Below are 22,142 nucleotides of genomic sequence, written 5' to 3'. Positions count from 1 at the left end.
GGCGTGTTGGATGGCGGCATGACGTTGACGACGGCGTGGACGGCGCCAGCGGTCGAGCGGCCGGACGGCTCGCTGACCGCGCCCGAAGCCGAACTGCTGCGGGGCTATCTGGACTACTACCGGACCACGCTGCTGTACAAGTGCGCCGGTCTGACGGCCGAGCAGCTGGCCGAGCGGCCGTCGCCGCCGTCCAACCTTTCCTTGCTCGGCCTCATCCGGCATCTCACCAAGGTGGAGCGGATCTGGTTCCGCATCCACTTCGCCGCGGAGTCGCCGGCTGAGCCGCTGTTCGCTCCCGAGCTGGGCAAGGACGCCGATTTCGAGCGCATCGATCCGGCTGAGGCACAGGCGGCGTACGAAGGCCTGATCGCCGAGTGGAAGCTGTCGGACGAGGCCGCGGCCGGGCGGTCGCTCGACGATCGCTTCACCTTCAGCGGGACCGAGTCGACGCTCCGGATGATCTACATCCACATGATCGGCGAGTACGGCCGCCACTGCGGTCACGCCGACCTGCTGCGCGAACAACTCGACGGCACCACGGGGGCGTGAAGCAACCTCTTGCCCTCGGTCCATGGCATGCGGAGGGGTTGGCGGCGTTGTGACGTTATGTATGGGGCAGCGTAATCGGCGTGTGACACGTGGGACTCGAGAGGTAATCGGGGTAGCCTGCTAGATATGGCGACCCGCACGTCTTCCCCGGCGCGGGCGCAGAAGTCGGCAGCCAAACGGCCGAGTTCGGCTCGTTCGGCCGCTGGTGGACGCTCCCGTCCGTCAGGTGCCCAGAAGCGTGGGCAGAGCGCGAAGCGCGGTGGATCCTCCGCCGCGCGGACCAGTACGCCCAAAAACAGCGGACCGGGCCCGTTCGCGGCCGCCATGATCGTTCTCGGTCGCGGCGTGGTGAAAGTCTGGCTCGGCATCGCGCATCTGATCGGCAGCATGGTGCGCGGCATCGGTCACGGCGCCCGCGAGCTCGACCCCGAGCATCGCCGTGACGGCGCCGGCCTGTTCCTGATCGGCCTGGCGGTCGTTGTGGCCGCCGCGATCTGGTGGGACCTCCCTGGCGCGGTCGGCAACGGCATCCGGACTGTCGTCGGCGGCAGCGTCGGCATGCTCGGCTGGGCCGTGCCGCTGATGCTGCTGCTGACCGCGATCCGCACTCTGCGTCACCCGGACCGCAACGGCCCGGCCGGACGTCAGGTGATCGGCTGGACCGCCATCTCCCTCGGCGTACTCGGCCTGGTCCACATCGCCAACGGTCTGCCCCGTCCGAGCAACCCGGCCGACGGTTCGTTGCGGGACGCCGGCGGCGCGATCGGGTACGTCGTCTCGTCCCTGCTGTCGGACCTGTTGACGCAGTACGTCGCCGCACCGCTGCTGGTGCTGCTGTCGATCTTCGGTGCCCTCGTCGTCACGGGCACTCCGGTCTACGCCATCCCACTGCGGTTCCGCGCGGCGTTCGACGTACTGATGGGGCGTACGGCGCTGCCGGAGGACGCACCGTCCGTCGTGGCCGCGCCGACCGACGACACTGTGCGGCTGACCCGCAAGGAGCGCCGGGCCAAGGCCGCGCAGGAGGAGGACGGCGAGCCCACCATCAAGCCGTACGACTCGCCGGTGCTCGAGGGACGTGAGCTCTCGAAGCGAGGCCGCAAGGCCAAGGCAGCTCCGGTTCCTGAGGAGGACGCGTACGACGTCGACGGTGAGGCGGCCGCTGCCGCCGGGGCTCCGGGGCTGGGCATCGCCGTCGGCGCCGGTGGTGGTCCCAGCAAGCCGGAAACGCCGCCCGAGCCGCCTCCGCACACGCCGATCCCGCAGCGGGTGGAGCAGCTCAGCCTGTCCGGCGATATCACGTACACGCTGCCCGACGGGCAGATGCTCAAGCCGGGTTCGGTCCACAAGGCCCGGACCAAGGCGTCGGACGCGGTGGTCGACCGGCTGACCGAGGTGTTCGAGCAGTTCGGCATCGACGCGCAGATCACCGGCTACACGCGCGGCCCGACAGTCACCCGCTACGAGGTCGAGCTCGGCTCGGCGGTGAAGGTCGAGAAGGTCACCGCCCTGAGCAAGAACATCGCCTACGCGGTGGCGTCGGCCGATGTGCGGATCCTGTCGCCGATCCCGGGCAAGTCCGCGATCGGCATCGAGATCCCGAACACCGACAAGGAGATCGTCAGCCTCGGCGACGTGATCCGGTCGGCGACCGCGCGCAACGACCACCACCCGATGGTGGCCGGCCTCGGCAAGGACGTCGAGGGCGGCTTCGTGGTCGCGAACATGGCGAAGATGCCGCACCTGCTGGTCGCGGGTGCGACCGGTTCGGGCAAGTCGGTGTTCGTCAACTCGCTGATCACCTCGGTCCTGATGCGGGCCACGCCGGACGAGGTGCGGATGATCCTGGTCGACCCCAAGCGGGTCGAGCTGAACCACTACGAGGGCATCCCGCACCTGATCACGCCGATCATCACCAACGCCAAGAAGGCGGCCGAGGCGCTGCAGTGGGTCGTCCGCGAGATGGACATGCGGTACGACGACCTGGCCGCGTTCGGCTTCCGGCATGTCGACGACTTCAACAAGGCGGTCCGCGCGGGCAAGGTGAAGCCGCCGCCGGGCAGTGAGCGCGTGCTCTCGCCGTACCCGTATCTGCTGGTGATCGTCGACGAGCTCGCCGACCTGATGATGGTCGCCCCGCGCGACGTCGAGGACTCGATCGTCCGGATCACCCAGCTGGCCCGGGCGGCCGGCATCCACCTGGTGCTCGCCACCCAGCGGCCGTCGGTGGACGTGGTGACCGGTCTGATCAAGGCGAACGTGCCGTCGCGACTGGCGTTCGCGACCTCGTCGCTGGCCGACAGCCGGGTCATCCTGGACCAGCCGGGTGCGGAGAAGCTGGTCGGCCAGGGTGACGGCCTGTTCCTGCCGATGGGCGCGAGCAAGCCGATGCGGATCCAGGGCGCGTGGGTGACGGAGTCCGAGATCCACGGCGTCGTCGAGCATTGCAAGACCCAGTTGGAGCCGACGTATCGCGAGGACGTCACCGCTGTCGCCGGGCCGAGCAAGGATCTCGACGACGAGATCGGCGACGACCTCGACCTGGTCGTGCAGGCCGCGGAGCTGATCGTGTCGACGCAGTTCGGCTCCACCTCGATGCTGCAGCGCAAGCTCCGGGTCGGCTTCGCGAAGGCCGGCCGGCTGATGGACATCCTGGAGAGCCGCGGCGTCGTCGGTCCCAGTGAGGGCTCGAAGGCCAGGGACGTCCTGGTCAAACCGGATGATCTAGAGGACTTCATCACCACCCTCCGAGGAGAGTGACCCGTGACCGCCGCGAGCGCACTGCCCAGGCCGGACCGTTTCGACCTCGACCCCAAGCCGGTGCCGTTCACCGTCCACGCCTCGCAGAAGGTGCACGGCGGGCTCGCCCTCGGGGCATTGCTGGTCGCGGTGGGCTTCGCCACTTCCGCATCCACCAGTCCGACCGGCATCCTGCGATGGTTCGCGGCGGCGGGGTTCGCCGTACTGGCTGTGGTCTGTGCGCGGGCGCTGACGGTCGGGGACATGCTGGTGGCCGACGAGGTCGGCATCCGGCTGCGGATCGGCCACGAATGGATCGGGACGCGCTGGGAGGACATCGACGAGGTGACGGTGCTGCAGCGCCGCCACCTGCTGGACGACGGCCGGATTGCCGTTCATTTGCTGGATCCTGGACCGGTGCTGGGAGTGATGCCGAGTTCGACTCGCAAGACAACTGACGCGAACCGTCGACTGACTGGCTCCTCGCTCGCGGTACCGTTCGGGTTGACGGCTCGGCCGTCGAACGGGGAAGTGGTACAGGCATTGCACATGCTGGCGAATGCCAGATGCCCGGTCAGGGAACAACTCTGATACGTCCGTGACCCCGTCGCACCAAGGCCGTTGACTTGATGTCGACGATCCGGTTGTCGGCATGGCGGTGTCGACGGACCGCGGAGATACGCCGGGCGATGGAGAGGATGGTGGGGACGTGAGCATCGGCAGCGAGCTCACGGCGGCCCGGGAACGGGCTGACATGTCGATCGAGCAGTTGAGCGCCGCCACCCGGATCAGAACCGGGTTGCTCGTCGCCATGGAGGCCGACGACTTCTCCCGCTGTGGCGGGAACTTCTACGCCCGCGGCCATATCCGCTCGATCGCCCGGGTGGTCAAGGCTGATCCCGCACCACTGCTCGCCGCCTTCGACGCCGAACACGCCGTCGAGGAGGAGAAGGCTCGCCGCGAGGAACGCGCCGCAGTCAAAGGCCCGACCCTGCATCCGGCCCGGCCGCGGTGGGCGCTCGTGGTCGGCGCGATCCTGGTCAGCCTGATGGGCTGGGGGATGGTCCGCCTCTTCACCCTCCCCAGCGACATCGAGGCCAACGCCTCCAAGACCACGACCACCGCCGCGACCGTCACAACTCCCACGCCCAAGCCGACCCCGACCGTCCGTCCCACGCGGACGCCGTCCAAGAAGCCACCGGTGCTGAAGACCGAGCTCACCCTCACCGCGAAGGGGGACGGCACCTACCTGACGGTCCGCGACAAGAAGGGCAAGCGGCTCTTCCAGGGGCACCTGAGCCCCGGGATCGCTCAGTCCGTCACCACGACCGGGGACATCCGCATCACCGTCGGCATCCCGGCCAACCTCATCGTCACTCTGAACGGCAAACGCCTCGATACGAAGCTCTACCGCTTCACCGCCCACCCCAACGGCACCCTCACCAAGTACCCGTCCAACTGACTTTCCGCTCGGTGTGGTCGAGGCCCGGGCCGTCGCGTCCGCTGCGTTCCTTGAGGTCGCGGAGCGTGGTCCTGAGTTAGGTGCCGGACAGCGCGGCGAGTCATACTCGGGGGGATGACTACGCCACCCACCACCGTCGCCCTGGTCACGCTGGGCTGTGCCCGCAACGATGTCGACTCCGAGGAACTGGCCGGCCGGCTCGAAGCCGGCGGGTTCCGGCTGGTCGAGGACGCCGCCGAGGCGGACACCGTGGTGGTGAACACCTGCGGGTTCGTCGAGGCCGCGAAGAAGGACTCGGTCGACACGCTGCTCGCCGCCGCCGACTACAAGGACTCCGGCCGCACCCAGGCCGTCGTCGCGGTCGGCTGCCTGGCCGAACGGTACGGCGACCAACTCGCCGAAGCACTCCCGGAGACCGACGCGGTCCTCAGCTTCGACGACTACGCGGACATCTCCGACCGCCTCCGCTCGATCCTGGCCGGCACCAAGCACCAGGCCCACGTCCCCCGCGACCGCCGCAAACTCCTCCCGCTGGCCCCCGCCGACCGAGCCTCCACCACAGGCCTAACCATCCCCGGCCACGGCGACCCCACGCACGCCGGTCACGGCGACCCCGCCCGCGTTCAGGACGCCGGTCACATTCCTGACCAGCTGAGGCCGGCGCGCGAGGCGTCTACCGCTGACGACGCCTCGGTTGACGGGCCTGCCCTGAAGGGCCGCTTCGCCACCGGTCGGCCCGACGAGCTGAAGATCGAAGCCCCCGACCTCACCTCCGCCCCGGCGAGCGGCCCGCGCGTCATGCGCCGCCGCCTCGACGGCGGCCCGATGGCCCCGCTCAAGCTCGCCTCCGGCTGCGACCGCCGCTGCGCGTTCTGCGCGATCCCGATGTTCCGCGGCGCGTTCGTCTCCCGCCGCCCCGCCGAGGTCCTCCGCGAAGCCGAGTGGCTGGCGGAGAACGGCGTACGCGAACTCTTCCTCGTCTCCGAGAACTCCACCTCGTACGGCAAGGACCTCGGCGACCTGCGCCTGCTCGAGACCCTGGCCGGCGAGATCGCCGCGGTCCCCGGCATCACCCGCGTGCGCGTCTCGTACCTGCAGCCGGCGGAGATGCGCCCGACGCTGATCACCGCGATGACCTCGACCCCCGGCGTCGTCCCGTACTTCGACCTGTCCTTCCAGCACGCCTCCGGCCCACTCCTGCGCCGGATGCGCCGCTTCGGTGATTCCGAGCGTTTCCTCGACCTGATCGCCCAGGTCCGCGCGGCTGCCCCGACGGCCGGCATCCGCAGCAACGTCATCGTCGGCTTCCCCGGCGAGACCGAGGACGACGTCGACGTCCTGTGCGACTTCCTCTCCCGCGCCGGCCTCGACGCGATCGGCGTCTTCGGCTACTCCGACGAGGACGGCACCGAAGCCGAGACCTACGACGGCAAACTCGACGAGGACACCATCGCCGCCCGCCTCGACCGCGTCACCCGGCTTGCCGAAGACCTCACCTCGGCCCGAGCCGAAGCCCGTACCGGCGAACTGCTCGAAGTCCTCGTCGAATCCCTCGACACCACGCCCTCCGCAGACACCAAGTCCGCAACGGGCACCGAGTTCTCCGCCGACAACGCCACCTCAGGTGACGAAGTCGGGCGTACGGGGGAGGGACGGGCGGCTCATCAGGGGCCTGAGGTGGACGGCTCGACGACGGTCACCGGCCTGCCGGAGGGCGTCCGGGTCGGCGATCTGGTGTCCGCGAAGGTGGTCGGAAGCGACGGAGTCGACCTGATTGCCGAGTTCGCGGCACTCGTGAGCACCCGGGACGGCCGTCCGGCAGTTAACCTGACCGCGTGACCAACTCGCCGACGAACCCGGCGTCGCACGCATCCTCCGGTCCGCTCCACGCCCCCAGCGTGTGGAACGTGCCGAACGCGCTCACGGTTCTGCGGCTGATCCTGGTCCCGCTGTTCGTCTGGCTGCTGCTCCGCGACGGCGGCGAGGACGTCGGCGACCGCCTGCTCGCCACCGCCGCGTTCGTCGTGGCGATCGTCACCGACCGCTTCGACGGCGACATTGCGCGCCGCTGGAACCTGGTCACGAACTTCGGCAAGATCGCCGACCCGATTGCCGACAAGGCACTCACCGGCGCCGCCTTCATCGGTCTGTCGTATCTCGGTGAACTCCCGTGGTGGGTCACCATCGTGGTGCTGGTCCGTGAGTGGGGTGTGACGGCACTGCGCTTCTGGGTGATCCGGCACGGCGTGATGCCGGCCAGCCGCGGCGGCAAGCTGAAGACCGTGCTCCAGGCGATCGCGCTCGGCCTCTATCTCCTCCCGTGGCAGTCGTTCGCGCCCCTCCACTGGACCGCCGTCGCGTTCATGGCCGCCGCCGTCATCGTCACGATCGTCACCGGCATCGACTACGTGGGCCGAGCACTCCGCCTCCGCGCCGCCGCGAAACGTCCCCTCCCGTGACTCCGGCCCGGCGTGTCGACGTCCGGGGTCAGTGGTGGAGTCTGGTGGGGTTGCTGGGATCTGTTGGGAACTGGCGGAGGTGACAGGTGGCCGGTGGGGACGCGGAGCTCGAGGTGGTACTCGCGCGGTTGGTGGGGCTGTTGAAGGATCGCGGGGAGACGCTTGCCACAGCTGAGTCGCTGACCGGCGGACTGGTCGGGGGCGTGCTGACGGATGTGCCGGGCGTGTCGGCGGTCTATCGCGGCGGAGTGGTCGTGTACGCGACTGACCTGAAGGCCAAGCTTGCGGGCGTTCCTGAGGACCTCTTGGCCGCTGTGGGGCCGGTCCACCCAGATACGGCCGCCGCGCTCGCCGCCGGCGTACGAGAGCGGCTGGAGGCCACCTATGGCCTTGCCACGACCGGTGTGGCCGGGCCGGACCCGCAGGCGGGGATCGAGGCCGGCACGGTGTACGTCGCCGCGGCCGGACCGGGCTCTGTCCAGGTGCGGAAGTTGCAACTAACTGGTGACCGGGCAGCCGTACGCCGAGCAAGTGTGTTGGCCGTTCTGGAACTCGGAGCAACTCTTGTGGCGGAAGAACTCGACTGATCGAGGTGTTGAGACCACCATGGGGACAGGTAGGACAGACCGGCGCGGCGCACCGAAGGTGGACATTGCGAGGAGCAGTGACCCAGCAACGGGTACCGTTGGTTCCTACGGTCGAGCTACCGTGCGAGTAGAAACGACCGGACAGGCGGAAGGGAGAAACCTCATGGTGCTGGTTCGTGGCCTGCTGGGCGACGTCCTGCGGCGCAAGCGGCTGCGCCAGGGGCGCACCCTCCGCGAGGTATCCGCCGACGCCCGCGTCAGCCTGGGCTACCTCTCCGAGGTGGAACGCGGCCAAAAGGAAGCCTCCAGCGAACTCCTGGCCGCCATCTGCATGGCCCTGGACGTCCCGCTGTCCACCGTCTTCGCCGAAGTCAGCGAGGACCTGGCCCGCGAAGAGGCTCTGGTCCTAACCCACCCCACCATCGAGCCCGAGGTAGTAGCCTCCGCCGCCTAACCGGCCCGGACCGCCTCCTCCACCACCTGACGTGATCGTCTTCGCCGCCTAGCGAGGCCCGGGCTCGTCGCGTCCGCCGCCTCGCGCGGATAGCCGCAGCCCGCTGCGCCGCGGGGAAGTCGGGATCTGGACCACGACGCTGGATCTCTGCCGGGCACCTCCTACCCGGCTCCTGGCGGTTAGCGGTGGCGGATTGCCGGCTCGAGAGCTGGCTTGGTGGCGGGCGTGTCCAAGGTCTCGCAGCATTCGAGAGCGGCAGTGGTGGCTGCCGGGCTGGACGGAAGCAGCGGTAGGCGCACGTGTGGGCTGGGGATCCGGCCGTGAGCCGCCAGTACGGCCTTGATCACCGCAGGATTGGGCTCGGCGAACAGCGCGCGGGCCAGCGGAACGAGCCGGTTGCTGAGCGTACGCGCGGGTTCGAGCGGCCCGTCGCGCCAAGCGGCGAGCAGATCTGCGTACGCCCCTGTCGCCACATTGGCGCAGGCCAGGATCGCCCCGTGTGCTCCGAGCGCCAGCAGCGGCCCGACGTACAGGTCGTCGCCGGCTAGAACCGCGACATCCTCTGGCACCCTGCTCATGAACTCGACAGTCGCATCGTCGATCCCACCAACTGCGTGCTTGAACCCGGCAACGTTGGGGATCCGAGCGAGCCGCCCGAGGGCATCTGCGCCCAACGGCCTGCCCGTACGGTAGGGAACGTTGTAGACGAGCAACGGCATCGGACTGGCAGCCGCCAGTTGCCGGAAATGCTCAACGACGCCACCCTCAGACGGCCGGGTGTAGTAGGGGACCACCGTGAGAGCAGCGGTGGCGCGCGGATCGATCGCGGCGAGCGAGTGAATCGAGCCAGCGGTCGAGTTCGACCCCGCGCCGACAATCAAGTCTGCGCCGCGCTCCACGCACACGTTGGCGCAGATATTGACCACCTTGCGGCGCTCCGCGGACGTCAGCGTCGCCGGTTCGGCAGTCGTGCCCAAGGCAACGATCCCGACCGCTCCGTCATCGAGGACGGCATGGGCGAGTGCCTCCAGCGAATCGGAGGCGAGTTCCCCCGCGGCGGTGAACGGCGTGACGAGCGGAACGAAGAGACCAGAGAGCGACATGCCTCGACGATCACCCATTCCGCTCTGCAGATCCAGTTCGCATTTCTGTCGTCGAGCGTAAGCTGAGCTGATGCTCGACGTACGCAAACTCCGGCTCCTCCGCGAGTTGGCCCACCGGGGAACAATCGCCGCCGTCGCCGAGGCGTTGACCTACTCGCCGTCAGCGGTGTCACAACAGCTCACCGCCCTCGAACGCGAGACCGGCGTACCGCTACTCGAACGGACCGGCCGGCGAGTCACGCTGACCCCAGCCGCACGCGCCCTCGTCGAGCGCACCGAGTCGATCCTCGCGATCCTGCAGGAGGCCGCCGCTGACCTCGCATCGACCGCAACCGCACTCACGGGAACCGTACGCATCGGTGTCTTCCCGACTGCAGTCCCGACCATCCTGACCCCAGCCATCGTCGCCCTCAGCACCGACCATCCAGGCCTGGACCTGATGGTCACCGAACTGGACCCGGTGTCTATGCCCGATGCCCTCCGCGACGAAAGCCTCGATGTCGCCCTGCTCCAGGAATACGACTACGTCCCAATCGCATCCGATCCCGGTTTGCAGACAGAACCACTCCTCGAAGAAACCGTCCACCTGGCGGCCCTGACCACCGGACCCTTAACCGACCGGCGTGATTCCCCGTGGATCGCCGGCACCCCAGGCACCCTCTGCCACTCCCTTACCGTCCGGGCCTGCGAGGCCGCAGGATTCACGCCCCGCATCCGCCATCACGCCGACGACTTCGGCGCCGTGCTCGCACTGGTGGCGGCCGGCCAAGGCGTAGCCTTCGTCCCCGACCTGGGCGCCGCCGCCCCACCCGCCGCCGTCGTACTGACACCCCTTTCCATCCGACGCAGAACCCACCTGGCCTACCGCCGCGGCACCGCCACCCACCCAGCCATCGCCGCCGCCCGCACAGCCCTACACACAGCCATCACACCCCCGACCGCCACATCCATGAGCGCCGTGTCTCCGAGCGCCACCTCCCTGGGCGCCGCAACACGGCCGCCACATCCGCGGGGGCCGCACCCATGAGCGCACATCTCCGGGCGCCACGTCCCGGGCGCCACGTCCTGGGCGCCAGGTCCCTGGGGCGCCACGTCCCTGGGCGCGGCATCCGCGGCCGCCACGTCCCTGGCACGGCATCCGCGGTCGCCACATCCGCGGCCGTCAGCTCCATGAGCGCGACATCTCCGGGCGCAGCATCCATGGGCGCCACGTCCGGGCGCCACGTCCCTGGGCGCGGCATCCGCGGCCGCTACATCCGCGGCCGTCACGTCCATGAGCGCCACGTCCCTAGACGCAGCATCCATGAGCGCCATATCTGCGGCCGCTACATTCGCGGCCGCCACGTCCATGAGCGCTACATCCACGGGCGCTACATCCGCGGGCACCACCCCGGGGTCCGCCGAGTACTGATGGCTCCAACCGCCGGTGCCCTTCCCGAGCGGTGACCGTCGCCTACTGCACAACCTGGCTCGACAGCGCCCTGCTCGACCACGCCACCCGTCACGACCTGAGACCTCGCTGAATGGGAACTGTCAGGCGATCAGCGCCCGTCATTGGCGTCTCGCTTGGGGGTGGGGTGGCTGGTGCTTGGCTGGATGAGGGTGACGCGGTGGGGCCAGAGGAGTTGTAGGGCGGGGAGGGGAGACTCTTCGGGGTCGCGGAACATGTGGTTGGCGGTGAAGAGGTGGGTTGCCGAGTCGGGGAAGCGGAGGAGCTCGGCGGTTTCTGGTGGTGGGAAGAATGCCGAGAGGTCGTCGCCTTCGTCGAAGACAGCGCCGTCCATCACTGCCCAGGCCAACGGTTTGAGGCCTAGGTAGGCCCAGGCTGGATCGGGATCGAAGACGATGATCTCCGGGTGGTGGTACAGGCTCAGCCCGAGGCTGTATCCAAAGCCGGGATTGCGCGCGCCGTCGCCCTCGACGTACTGCATCGTCCAGCCGTAGGTCTGGATGTTCCGTTCGATCTGCCGCGAGTACTGCTCGTTGGTCAAGCCACCACACCTGTCGCACATCAACCTCTCCTCTCGTTCGAACAAATGTTCGATGCGTCAAAGAAGATATCCGTGTCGCGTCCCGGTGATGGCGTTGTCCACAGGTCAGTTCTCGGGCTGGCAGGCCGGGCACCAGTACGTGATCCGGTCCCGGGGTGGTTCGCCGAGCGAGGCGGTCAGGATCGTCGTACCGCAGCGGCGGCAGGGTTTGCCGGCCCGCTCGAAGACCCAGGATCGCTGGCCGGGTCGGTCGACGCCGGTGCTCACCTGCGTGCCGTTGCGGACATTGGCCTTCATCAGCCGGCGGCTGAGGTCGACCGCCGCGGGTACGTCGACCGTGGACACCGGGCGCCATGGGTGGAGTCCGAGCAGGAAGCAGACCTCGGTGCGATAGAAGTTGCCGATGCCGGCCAGGTTCCGCTGGTCGAGCAGCGCCTCGCTGATGGTTCGCTTCGGGTCGGCTTCGACGTTGGCGATCGCGACGGCGCGGTCGAACGACGGCGACAGAAGATCCGGCCCGAGGTGACCGACGACGGTCTCCTCGGCGTCCGTCGCGACAAGGTCGAGCACCGGCAGTCGGTAGCCGACGGCCGTCCAGGAGGCGGTCTCAAGCACGGCGCGGATCTGGTGGTCAGGTCCGCCATGCCATCGCTCGCCGGGGCGGTACAAGTGCCAGCTGCCGTCCATCCTGAAGTGACTGTGCACTGTCACTCCACCGGAGAGGCGCATGAGCAGGTGCTTGCCGCGTGCAACGACCTCCAGCACCGTGCGACCGCTGAGGTCGGTCGTCGCCAATGACGGCACGCGGAAGTCTGTCCGGAGCAGCTCCTGGCCGCCGAGCGCCTGGTTCAGCCGCTTGCAGGCCCGCCAGACTGTATCCCCCTCAGGCATCCCCAATCACCTCAGCCATCTCACCAGCATCGCCGATCGCCGAGCATGGTGCTCGCGGCGATGGGTCGGCGCCCGCCGCCGGGTGGAGAGGTGATCGCAGGTGCCGGGCACAGGGGGTGGGTTTCAGGCTCGGAGGCGTAGGCCTCGGGGGGTTGCGTGGAAGCCTGCTTTGGCGAGGGCGTCGCCGAAGGCTGTGTGGCGGACCTGTTCGCCGTCGGCTGTTTCCACGCTGAGCTTGCCGAGTTGGCCGTCTCGGATGGACAGCGCGAGGGCGTCGACTGCGGGCTGGAGGAGGTCTGGGTCCTCGGTGAAGCTGAGGACGGTCCGGCCGCCGCGCTCGACGTACACGATCAGTTGCCCGTCCACCATCACGATCAGCGCGCCGGCCTTCCGTCCGGGTCTGTGCCCGCCGGCGCTCTCGCGCTCGGGCCAGGGTAGAGCAGCGCCGTAGGGGTTCGCGGGATCGGACGCCGCGAGTACGACGGCCCGCACGGTCAGCTCCTCGTCACGTCGACTGCGTCCCGGACCACCGGCCGCAGACCCGGGCAGCTCAGCCAAGGCGCGCAGCCGATCCACCGCACCAGGCAGGGCGAACTGTGCGGCGCCGAGCCCGGCCACAAAGTATCCGCGCCGGCACCGTCCCGACTCTTCGAACGCACTCAGCACCTTGTAGACCGCAGCAAACCCACCGGGCGTCCGCTCGGTGATCACGGACCCTCGCGTGACGATGCCGTATCGATCCAGCAGTGTCTCCGCCGCAGCATGCGCCCGCCGTGTCGCATCGGTACTACGGGCCGGAAGCAACGACCATCGCCCACCAGCCGTCGGCGGCCCACTGCGTGACGGCATTGCCGGTCGGCCCGGCCGCGTCGGACGTCCCGGCCGCGCGCGAGGCGTCGTACGGCGAGTTCGGTGACTCCCGCGACCCCCGCCCACGAGCGAGCGCACCGGAGCGAGTGTGTCGTTGGTCAGGTGACCAGCCCAGACGAGATCCCACAACACCCCGACCAGCGTCTCGTCGTTCACCACTCCCGAGGCCGCCCCGACAACGTCGCTCAACTGCCGGAAGAAGAACGCGCCACCACCCGACAATGCGTCGAGCACGGCCTGATGCGTCTCTCCGAGCTCGAGGGCAGGATCGGGGTCAGGCAAGGTCAGATCGCAGGTGTCCGCGAGATGGAGGGACACCCACCCATCCGTCCCCGGCAACGATCCCGAACCCGCCCACACCACTTCACCGGTCGCCGTCAGCTCGTCCAGCATCGACGCCTGATACCCCGGCACCCGCGACGGCAGCACGATCGACTCCAGTGCTGACGCCGGCACCGCACATCCGGCCAACTGCTCGACCGCACCGAGGAGTACGTCGTACCCACGGCCGCGGCTGCTCGTGATGCCTTGCCAAGCGGGCAGGAAGCGAGCGAGCGCGGATGGATCGACCGGCTCGACCTCCTTGCGCAGCGCCGCCAGCGACCGCCGCCGGAGCAAGCGCAGGATCTCGCTGTCGCACCACTCGAGAGCAATCCCGCCCGGCAGGAACTCGCCCTCGACGACCCGCCCCGCCGCACCCAACCGCCGCAACGCCTCGGTGACGACAGCAACGCCGATCCCCAGATGCGTCGCCAGGTCGATAGCCCGGAAAGGTCCGTGCGTCCGCGCGTAGCGGGAGACCAGGTCCCCAAGCGGGTCGGCGACCGGCTCCGCGTGCGCTTCCGCGACCCCAGGTGGGAGCGGTACGCCGAGAGCGTCCCGCAACCGGGCCACATCCTCAACCACTGCCCACCGATGCTCGCCGGCGATCCGAACCCGTACGACTCGACGAGCCGCGGCCAACGAGGTCAGCCAAGACTCCGCGTCCGATCCGTCGACACAACGCTGCGATGCTTCGGACAACGACAGCGGACCGACCATCCGCAGTACGTCGAACAGCCCTTCCGCATCACGAGCTCGCCGATCGTCGGCGAGCCGTTGCAGCTCGGCCTCGGTCCGCAGCACGACCTCGGCGTCGAGGAGCTCGCGCAGCTCGGTCCGGCCTAGCAGCTCCGCGAGCAAGCTCTGATCGAGCGCGAGGGCGGCCGCGCGTTTCTCCGCGAGCGGACTGTCGCCCTCGTACATGAACGCGCCCACATACCCGAACAGCAACGACTTCGCGAACGGCGAGGCCTCCGGCGTCTCCACCTCGACGACCGAGATCCGTCGTTCGCTGATCCCGGTGAGCAGATCCTTCAATGCGGGCAGGTCGTAGACGTCCTGCAGCACCTCGCGCAAGGTCTCCAGCACGATCGGGAACGATCCGTACTTGCTAGCCACCGACAACAGTTGAGCCGACCGCTGACGTTGCTGCCAGAGGGGCGACCGCCGCCCCGGATTCCGCCGCGGCAGCAGCAACGCGCGGGCCGCGCACTCCCGGAAGCGCGCTGCGAACAACGCCGATCCGCCGACCTCAGCGGTGACGAGGTCCTCGATCTCCGCCGGATCGAACAGCACCAGCTCCGCACCCGGCGGCAACTCGTCCGTCTCCGGCAGCCGCAGCACGATCCCGTCGTCACCCGAGACCGACTGCGCATCCATCCCGTACCGCTCGCGCAGCCGCGCTGCGATCGCCAGCGCCCACGGTCCGTGCACCTGCCCGCCGTACGGCGAATGCACGCAGACCCGCCAGTCGCCGAGCTCGTCGCGGAATCGCTCGACCACGATGGTCACGTCATCGGGCACTCGGCTGGTCGCATCCCGCTGCTCGGCGAGATACGAGACCAGGTTGTTGGCGGCGTACTCGTCCAGGCCGGCAGTCCGCGCTCGCTCGATCGCCTTGGCCGCGGGTAATGCTGCCATCTTCCGAACGAACGCACCGGTGGCCGCACCCAGCTCAGCCGGCCGCCCGACCGCATCGCCCTTCCAGAACGGCAAGCGTCCCGGCTGTCCAGGTGCGGGGGAGACCAGCACGCGATCGTGGGTGATGTCCTCGATCCGCCAGCTCGACGCTCCCAGGGTGAACACGTCGCCGACCCGCGACTCGTACACCATCTCCTCGTCGAGCTCGCCGACACGGTGGTTCGTCGACTCGCCGACCAGGAAGACGCCGAACAGGCCGCGATCCGGAATCGTCCCGCCGCTGGTGACCGCGAGTCGCTGCGCCCCCGGCCGCCCCGAGATCTCGCCGCTGACCCGGTCGAACACGATGCGCGGGCGCAACTCCGCGAACTCGTCCGACGGGTACCGGCCCGAGAGCATGTCGAGGACCCCGTCGTACGCCGATCGTGGCAACGTCGCGAAGGGCGCACAGCGCCGTACCAAGGCGAACAGCTCGTCGACGTCAACGGTGTCCAGGGCAACGATCGATACGATCTGCTGCGCCAGCACATCGAGCGGGTTCGCCGGGATGTGCAGGCTCTCGATCAGCCCGTCGCGCATCCGTTGCACAACAACGGCAGTGTCGATCAGATCGCCACGGAACTTGGGGAACAGGACGCCACGCGACACCGCCCCGACCTGGTGGCCGGCGCGGCCGACACGCTGCAGGCCGCTGGCGACCGACGGCGGCGCCTCGACCTGGATGACGAGATCGACCGCACCCATGTCGATGCCGAGCTCGAGGCTGCTCGTCGCCACCACGCACGGCAGCCGGCCGGACTTCAGGTCGGCCTCGATCAGCGCCCGCTGCTCCTTGCTGACCGAACCGTGGTGCGCCCGCGCGATCAACGGCGGCGCCGCGAGCGACGCACCCGACTGGGCCATCACCTGAGCCGGCGAACCCTGGTCGGCCAGCTCGAGCTCGGCCCGCTCGGCGGCGATCTCGTTCAGCCTGGCGGTGAGGCGCTCGGCTAGGCGGCGCGAGTTCGCGAAGACGATGGTCGAGTTGTGCTGGCCGATCAGGTCGAAGACCTGCTCCTCGACATGCGGCCAGATGGAGGCGTGCTGCGGCGGTCCCGCAGCGGATCCGGAGGTCTCGAGCTCGGTCGACGCCAGCTCGGCCATGTCCTCGACCGGCACGACGACGCTCAGCTCCCACTGCTTGGCGAACTTCGGCTGCACGACGGTCACCGGCCGCTCGCCACCCAGGAACCGCGCCACCTCCTCGACCGGCCGAACGGTCGCCGACAGGCCGATCCGCTGCGCCGGCTTCGGCAGCAGCGAGTCGAGCCGCTCGAGCGTCAGCGCCAGATGTGCACCGCGCTTCGTCCCCGCGACCGCGTGCACCTCGTCGACGATCACGGTCTCGACACCGCGCAGCGACTCCCGGCCCTGCGACGTCAGTAACAGGAACAAGGACTCAGGAGTGGTGATGAGTACGTCGGACGGCCGCGAGGCGAACCGTCGTCGCTCGCCGGCCGGCGTATCGCCCGATCGCACCGCAACCTCGATGTCGAGCGGCGCCTCGCCCAGCCGTCGAGCGGTCTCCCGGATCCCGATCAGCGGGGCCCGCAGGTTCCGCTCGACGTCGACCGCGAGCGCCTTCAGCGGCGACACGTACAGCACCCGGCAGCGCAGCTTCGGATCGTCCGGCGGGGGAATCGTGGCCAGCCGGTCGAGCGCCCACAGGAAGGCAGCCAGCGTCTTGCCTGAGCCGGTCGGCGCCACCACCAGCGCATCCCGGCCCGCGGTGATAGCGTCCCACGCCTCGAGCTGGGCCGGGGTGGCCGCCTCGAAGACGTCGCCGAACCACGCCCGGGTCGCGGGCGAGAACCGGCTCAACGCGCTGGTTTTCTTCACGTCGCCCATCTTGCCGGGTCCCGCCGACAGTTTTCATCACCCTTCATCGCCCGCTGTGAACGGGCGCTTTCCGTCCGATGCCGATCTTGTCCCCCTCGTCTGGAATGATCGGCGACATGATCAACCGCGTACGCGCAGCGCTCCTCGTCGTGGCCTGCCTCGTCGCTTTGACCGGGTGCGTGCAGCTCGACGCCGATCTCAAGGTCGGCTCGAACGAGACGGTCTCGGGCAACATGAAGATCGGCGTCGACAAGCAGCTGCTGCAGGCCAGCGGCCAGTCGCTCGACACGATCCGGAAGCGGATCGACGACGCGATCAAGCAGACCACCACCGAGGGCGTCACCTGCACGCCGTACGACAACGACAAGTACGTCGGTTCGAGCTGCACGTTCGAGAGCGTTCCGTTCGACAAGATGGGCAGCTCGAGCGGGGACGGGGTGAGCTTCCGCAAGGACGGCGACAAGGTCATGGTCTCGGTCAAGGACTCGAGCCTCGGCCAGGTCCCGTCCGGCAGCCAGCCGGACGTGAACTTCAAGATCACCATGCCGGGCAAGATCCTCGAGCACGACGACGGTGCGAAGATCGACGGCCGGACCGCGACGTACGACAGCCTCGACAAGCTCGGCAAGGTCTCGCTGACGTCGGAGGCCGGCGGCGGCTTCCCGACCTGGGCGATCATCCTCATCGTCGTGCTGGTGCTGCTCATGATCGGCGCGGTCCTCTTCCTCGTACTGCGTCGTCGCAAGGCCAAGGCCCAGCAGGGCTACGGGCCGTACGGTCAGTACCCGGGGCAGTACGGCGGACAGCCGGGGCCGTACCCAGGTCAGCCGGGCTACGGGCAGCAGCCTGGCTACGGTCCGGGCGGTCAGTACCCGGGGCAGCCTGGACAGTACGGCGGTCAACCTGGACAGTACGGCGGTCAGCCCGGCCAGTACCCGGGTCAGCCGGGGCCGGGCCAACCTGGACAGGGTCAGCCTGGACCGGGGCAACCGCCGTATCCGGGACAGCCTGGACAGCCGCAGTACCCTGGACAGCCTCAGCCGCAGCAGGGCCAACCGGGGCAGGGGCAATGGGGTCCGCAAGGACAGCAGCCACCGGGGCAGCAGGGGCAGCCGCCGCAGCAGGGTCAGGGTGGTTGGGGACAGCAGCCGGGCCAGGGACAGCCGCCTGGTCAGCCGCAGCAGGGATCGCCGTACGGCCAGCAGCCGCCCCAGCAGGGCGGCTGGGGACCGCCACCGAAGGACGACAACGGGCAGGCATGAGACTGACGGAGTTCTGGGACCGGATGGATCGCCATCTCGGTACCGCCTATGCACGGACCTGGGCCGAGACCCAGGTCGTCCAGGGGCTCGGCGGCCGCACCGTCGTCGAGGCTCTGGCCGACGGCGAACACGCCAAGACGGTTTGGCGTGCCGTCTGGGCCCACCTCCAACTCCCGCCCAGCGAACGCTGACCCCTCACCTCCTACGTGCCGGTGAGTGCCGTCTCGCTCTCCTCGGGCACGCTGTCGACCGGCTCGGGATCGCGCTTGTGGGCCAACTGGCTGGGCCACCACAGGTGCCGGCCGATGTCCAGGTTCAGGGCCGTGACCAGCACGGAGCGGACGATGATGGTGTCGAGCAGTACGCCGAGCGCGACCGCGATCCCGATCTCCGCGAACGCGACCACCGGCAGCGTCGCCAGCACCGCGAACGTTCCCGCCAGCACGAGGCCCGCCGAGGTGATCACGCCACCGGTCGCGGCCACGCCGATCAGCGCCCCGCGCCGGGTGCCGTGCGCCTTCGACTCCTCGTGCACGCGCGTCATCAGGAAGATGTTGTAGTCGATGCCCAAGGCAACCAAGAAGACGAAAACGAACAACGGCAGCGACGTGTCAGCCCCCTCGAACCCGAGCGCCTTGAACACCAGTGAGCTGATCCCGAGCGCCGCGCCGAACGACAATACGACCGTTGCCACAAGCATCAGCGGCGCAACCAGTGCCCGCAGCAACAGCGCGAGGATCGCCAGCACCACCAGGAGCACGATCGGGATGATCACCTTGTTGTCGTGATCGGCCGCCCGCTGTGTGTCGAGCAGGATCGCCGCACCACCACCGACCAGGGCGTCGGCGCCCGGCACCGCGTGCACCGATGCCCGTACGCGATCCACGGTGTCCTTCGCCGCCTGCGAGTCCGCGGCGTCGGTCATCGTGCCCTCGAGGTACGCCAGTCCGCCGCCGACCCGCGGTTCCGCCACTGCGGCAATACCCTGCGTCGAGGACATCGCCGTACGGACCTCGGTGACCTTGTCGGCCTTGCTCACTACGACCAATGGATTGCCGGCACCCGCTGGGAAATGGGCTGCCACGACCTTCTCACCGACCACGGAGTCCGGCGTACCGACGAACGACTCCTCGTTGGACAGGCCGTTGGCGTTGAGTGTCAAGGTGCCGAGGGCGGCGATGGCCAGGATGACGGATGTGGTGATCCAGGTCAGTCGTGGCCGTACGGCGATCCGCCGGCCGATACGACCCCAGACACTCGTCTCGGTGTGGTCATCCGATCCGTATGTCGGACGCAGCGGCCAGAACACCCAGCGACCACAGATGACGAGCAGTGCGGGCAGCAAGGTCAGCATGGCGATCAGGGCGATCACGATGCCGACCGCTGCGACCGGACCGAGCCCGCGCGTGGAGTTCATCGACGCGAACAGCAGACACAGCATGCCTGCCACCACGGTGGAACCAGAGGCGATGATTGCCGGACCTGACCGGTGCAGCGCGAACGCCATCGCCTCATGTCTGTCCTCATGCCTCCTGAGTTCTTCGCGGTAGCGAGCTATCAGTAGCAGGGCATAGTCCGTCCCAGCACCGAACACCAGGACTGTGAGGATGCCTGCGCTCTGGGCGTTGACGGTCAGGTTCGCTTGGGTCGCCAACACGTAGATCACCGCCTGTGCGGCGAAGAGTGCGACACCTGCGGACAGCAGTGGCAGCAGCCAGAGCACCGGGCTGCGGTACGTCAGCAGCAGGATGACGATCACCACGGCGGCAGCGGAATACAGGAGTTTGCCGTCGATCCCTGCGAAGGCCTCCTGCGAGTCGGCCGAGAAGCCGCCCGGCCCGGTCACGTGGAACGACAGTCCGTCCGGGCGATCCGCGGCAATGCGCCTGATGTCGTCGGCGCGCGCACCGATCGTCTCCCAGCCGCCAGACCCGGCGTTGATCGGGACAAGGACCTGCAGTGCCTTGCGATCCTCGGACGGGATCGGCCCGATGACATCACGGTCGACATCGGGCAGTTCGCCGTACTGCGTGACGTGGCCTGCCACTGCTTGCTGATCGGCGGCAGTGATACCGGACGAGCGCTCGTACACCAGCACCGCCGGGATCTCGTCAGGGGACGAGAACTGCGCGGACTCCTTCAAGACCTTGGTGGACTCTGCGTTGCCGGGCAGCCAGGAGACAGCGTCGTTCTCCTGCGCACCGGTCAGCTTGCCCGCCGGGCTGAAGCACACCGCCACGGCGACTATCCACAGCGCCAGCACGATCCACTTGGACACCTTGCCGCACGGCAACGCCGCCAGCCGTCCTGCTCCGGCCACCCGAACCACGCCCCCTGAGAGGGACACCCGCCCGCACGCCGGGCCGACCACGACGTCCCTGCATCAAGCCTGCTGGCTGCAGCAGACCGGGGTCAACGACCGCGCAGTAGTACTGCGCTCACCGTGTGTCCTGCTCGGGCAGCAGATCGCTCAGGTCGTCCAGCCGGTGCGTGCGGCCCACTCTTCGGCGGGCAGGTAGATCAGGTCGCAGACCGGATCCTTCAGATCGGTGTAGTCGGCGACGTCAACTTGCAGCGCAGCGGCCTGGCGCTTGAAGGCGCCGTACGCCTGTGCTGTCTCCGGATGACTGCGCAGATAGTCGCGGAAGAGCAGTGCGTACCGCTGGTTCGCACGACCGGCGACTCGGACGTGCAGGTTCACCCGTCGCCGATACATCGGCTCGCGCAGCATGCGCTTCACCCACTGCAGGTCGTCGGTGGGCAGCCCGGGGACGGGATGATCCCGTCGGGGCGGGCGGAGCTCCCAGTCCGCCGCCACCATCCGCTCGGCCACGTCGTCGAGCTCCGGCTCCGTCCCGACCGTCACCTGCATGTCGAGGATGTCCTTGGCAGGCAGGCCGGGTACCGAGGTCGATCCGATGTGGTCGATCCGCTGTGCCAACTCGCCGAGCAGTCCGCCGACCGCGTGCGCGATCTTCTCGTACTGCGCCGGCCAGCTGTCGTCCGGTCGTGCGATCACGATCCCAGTCATGCCGAGATCATCCCAGGACCGCGGCCGAGGCCCCAGTGTTTGTCAGAACGGCTTGACCCGGAACGCACTGCTGCTGAGCAGCTCCGCGGTCTCGTACGCCGCCTTGCGGATGCCCTTGCGCTCGTCGAAGAATCCGCCGACCACGCCGACCCCGGGAAGCTTGCCGACGAGCCGGGCACCGATGCTGCCGCGCGGGCGGTCCTCGAAGACCTCACCGAGCCCACCGAACAGCTTGCTGATCCGCCACACCAGCCGGACGCCCATGCGCAGTCCTGCCTCCTCGAACTCATCGCCGAGCCCCAGTTGCTTCGCGACATCCTGGCCCGCCGCTGTCGGGTCGTCGTACTTGAGTACGTCGTCCGGAGTGATCGGACGGTCCGTCAGTACCCGTGCGATCACCGCCGTACGGTCGGCATGCGCCTCGACGCCGTACTCGCGGCAGACCGCACCGATCACCATCGCCTGGACGGCCGCGCCGAGCGTGTCCTTGACCGGCAGCCGGTCGGCGGCCGCACCAGCGATCCGGGGGAGACCGGCGACGACGGCGGCGAACCCGCCGAGTCGCTCGACCCACCAGTCGCAACGCTTGGCAAGCGGCATCGTCGGCCACTCGGCATGCCCGGGCACTCTCATCCTCAGCAGTTGGTCGACCGCCAGGATCAGGCCCTTCTCGGCCAGGTTGGGTTGCTCCTGGGCGGAGTAGTCGGCCAGGATGCTGCGGATGCCGAACGGGTCCTGGGTACGAAGCGCGTCGAGGACCGAATCGATGCCGAACTCGACCCGGCTGAGGGCGAGGACGACGGCGGAGTCGGGGACGTCGGGACGGTCTGCCACGCCCGCCAGGGTAGGGAGCTGGCGGTCCAGGATGGTTGCCGGGACAGCTTCGGCGTGTCAGTTGCGATTC

Annotated in this window: 18 protein-coding genes; 11 read left to right on the top strand and 7 right to left on the bottom strand. The window is 68.8% G+C overall.

The window, feature by feature from the left end; genetic code table 11:
- Positions 1 to 18: 18 nt before the first annotated feature.
- From OG876_RS38665 to OG876_RS38630, 8 genes are all read left to right on the top strand, one after another.
- Complete coding sequence (locus tag OG876_RS38665; RefSeq protein WP_328521684.1) at positions 19 to 549, top strand: DinB family protein; 531 nt, start codon at positions 19 to 21, stop codon at positions 547 to 549.
- 324 nt (positions 550 to 873) lie between these two features.
- Entirely contained in the window at positions 874 to 3,309 is a 2,436-nt protein-coding gene (locus tag OG876_RS38660) for a DNA translocase FtsK 4TM domain-containing protein (protein WP_442914056.1), read from the top strand.
- Positions 3,310 to 3,312: 3 nt separating this feature from the next.
- A complete protein-coding gene (locus OG876_RS38655; RefSeq protein WP_328521682.1) occupies positions 3,313 to 3,879 on the top strand; it encodes a hypothetical protein in 567 nt (188 codons plus the stop codon).
- A 118-nt stretch (positions 3,880 to 3,997) separates the two neighbouring features.
- Positions 3,998 to 4,750 carry a helix-turn-helix domain-containing protein gene (locus OG876_RS38650; protein WP_328521681.1) on the top strand — a complete coding sequence of 251 codons (753 nt, stop codon included), beginning with the start codon at positions 3,998 to 4,000 and terminating at the stop codon, positions 4,748 to 4,750.
- Positions 4,751 to 4,864: 114 nt separating this feature from the next.
- Positions 4,865 to 6,589 carry a MiaB/RimO family radical SAM methylthiotransferase gene (locus OG876_RS38645; RefSeq protein WP_328521680.1) on the top strand — a complete coding sequence of 575 codons (1,725 nt, stop codon included), beginning with the start codon at positions 4,865 to 4,867 and terminating at the stop codon, positions 6,587 to 6,589.
- A complete protein-coding gene (pgsA, locus tag OG876_RS38640; RefSeq protein ID WP_328521679.1) occupies positions 6,586 to 7,209 on the top strand; it encodes a CDP-diacylglycerol--glycerol-3-phosphate 3-phosphatidyltransferase in 624 nt (207 codons plus the stop codon). The genes OG876_RS38645 and pgsA overlap by 4 nt, the downstream gene beginning before the upstream one ends.
- Before the next feature lie 86 nt (positions 7,210 to 7,295).
- Positions 7,296 to 7,796 carry a CinA family protein gene (locus OG876_RS38635; RefSeq protein ID WP_328521678.1) on the top strand — a complete coding sequence of 167 codons (501 nt, stop codon included), beginning with the start codon at positions 7,296 to 7,298 and terminating at the stop codon, positions 7,794 to 7,796.
- 163 nt (positions 7,797 to 7,959) lie between these two features.
- Positions 7,960 to 8,250 (top strand): helix-turn-helix domain-containing protein, encoded by a 291-nt coding sequence (locus OG876_RS38630; protein WP_328521677.1) that lies wholly within the window; start codon positions 7,960 to 7,962, stop codon positions 8,248 to 8,250.
- 179 nt (positions 8,251 to 8,429) lie between these two features.
- Here OG876_RS38630 and dapA read toward each other — a convergent pair whose 3' ends face one another.
- Positions 8,430 to 9,440: a 4-hydroxy-tetrahydrodipicolinate synthase gene (dapA, locus tag OG876_RS38625; protein WP_328521676.1), complete on the bottom strand. Its 1,011-nt coding sequence runs from the start codon at positions 9,438 to 9,440 to the stop codon at positions 8,430 to 8,432.
- Here dapA and OG876_RS38620 point away from each other — a divergent pair.
- On the top strand, positions 9,424 to 10,380 hold the full coding sequence (locus OG876_RS38620) for a LysR family transcriptional regulator (RefSeq protein WP_328521675.1): 957 nt from the start codon (positions 9,424 to 9,426) through the stop codon (positions 10,378 to 10,380). The two genes, dapA and OG876_RS38620, sit on opposite strands and share 17 nt — an antisense overlap.
- A 514-nt stretch (positions 10,381 to 10,894) precedes the next feature.
- On the opposite strand, the gene OG876_RS38615 is transcribed toward OG876_RS38620, so the two are convergent.
- The 3 genes from OG876_RS38615 to OG876_RS38605 form a co-directional block, all read right to left on the bottom strand.
- A complete protein-coding gene (locus OG876_RS38615; RefSeq protein ID WP_328521674.1) occupies positions 10,895 to 11,344 on the bottom strand; it encodes a DUF4262 domain-containing protein in 450 nt (149 codons plus the stop codon).
- A 105-nt stretch (positions 11,345 to 11,449) separates the two neighbouring features.
- Positions 11,450 to 12,235: an Fpg/Nei family DNA glycosylase gene (locus OG876_RS38610; RefSeq protein WP_328521673.1), complete on the bottom strand. Its 786-nt coding sequence runs from the start codon at positions 12,233 to 12,235 to the stop codon at positions 11,450 to 11,452.
- A 123-nt stretch (positions 12,236 to 12,358) separates the two neighbouring features.
- Positions 12,359 to 16,954, bottom strand: a complete 4,596-nt coding sequence (locus OG876_RS38605; RefSeq protein WP_328521672.1) for an ATP-dependent helicase — start codon at positions 16,952 to 16,954, stop codon at positions 12,359 to 12,361.
- A gap of 107 nt (positions 16,955 to 17,061) precedes the next feature.
- On the opposite strand from OG876_RS38605, the gene OG876_RS38600 reads away from it, so the two are divergent.
- Together OG876_RS38600 and OG876_RS38595 are read left to right on the top strand one after the other, a co-directional pair.
- On the top strand, positions 17,062 to 18,207 hold the full coding sequence (locus OG876_RS38600) for an LppM family (lipo)protein (RefSeq protein ID WP_328521671.1): 1,146 nt from the start codon (positions 17,062 to 17,064) through the stop codon (positions 18,205 to 18,207).
- A complete protein-coding gene (locus tag OG876_RS38595) occupies positions 18,204 to 18,398 on the top strand; it encodes a DUF3046 domain-containing protein (RefSeq protein WP_328521670.1) in 195 nt (64 codons plus the stop codon). Before OG876_RS38600 ends, OG876_RS38595 begins: the two co-directional genes overlap by 4 nt.
- Before the next feature lie 11 nt (positions 18,399 to 18,409).
- Here OG876_RS38595 and OG876_RS38590 read toward each other — a convergent pair whose 3' ends face one another.
- The 3 genes from OG876_RS38590 to OG876_RS38580 form a co-directional block, all read right to left on the bottom strand.
- Positions 18,410 to 20,527 (bottom strand): MMPL family transporter, encoded by a 2,118-nt coding sequence (locus OG876_RS38590; protein WP_328521669.1) that lies wholly within the window; start codon positions 20,525 to 20,527, stop codon positions 18,410 to 18,412.
- Between the two features lie 150 nt (positions 20,528 to 20,677).
- Positions 20,678 to 21,238 carry a GrpB family protein gene (locus OG876_RS38585; protein ID WP_328521668.1) on the bottom strand — a complete coding sequence of 187 codons (561 nt, stop codon included), beginning with the start codon at positions 21,236 to 21,238 and terminating at the stop codon, positions 20,678 to 20,680.
- A gap of 42 nt (positions 21,239 to 21,280) precedes the next feature.
- The gene (locus OG876_RS38580; protein ID WP_328521667.1) at positions 21,281 to 22,072 is read right to left on the bottom strand and encodes a hypothetical protein; all 792 of its coding nucleotides are present in this window, start codon (positions 22,070 to 22,072) and stop codon (positions 21,281 to 21,283) included.
- Positions 22,073 to 22,142 lie beyond the last annotated feature (70 nt).

Source organism: Kribbella sp. NBC_00359 (assembly GCF_036097425.1).
Taxonomy (GTDB): domain Bacteria; phylum Actinomycetota; class Actinomycetes; order Propionibacteriales; family Kribbellaceae; genus Kribbella.
This window is presented reverse-complemented; position numbering and strand designations above follow the sequence as displayed.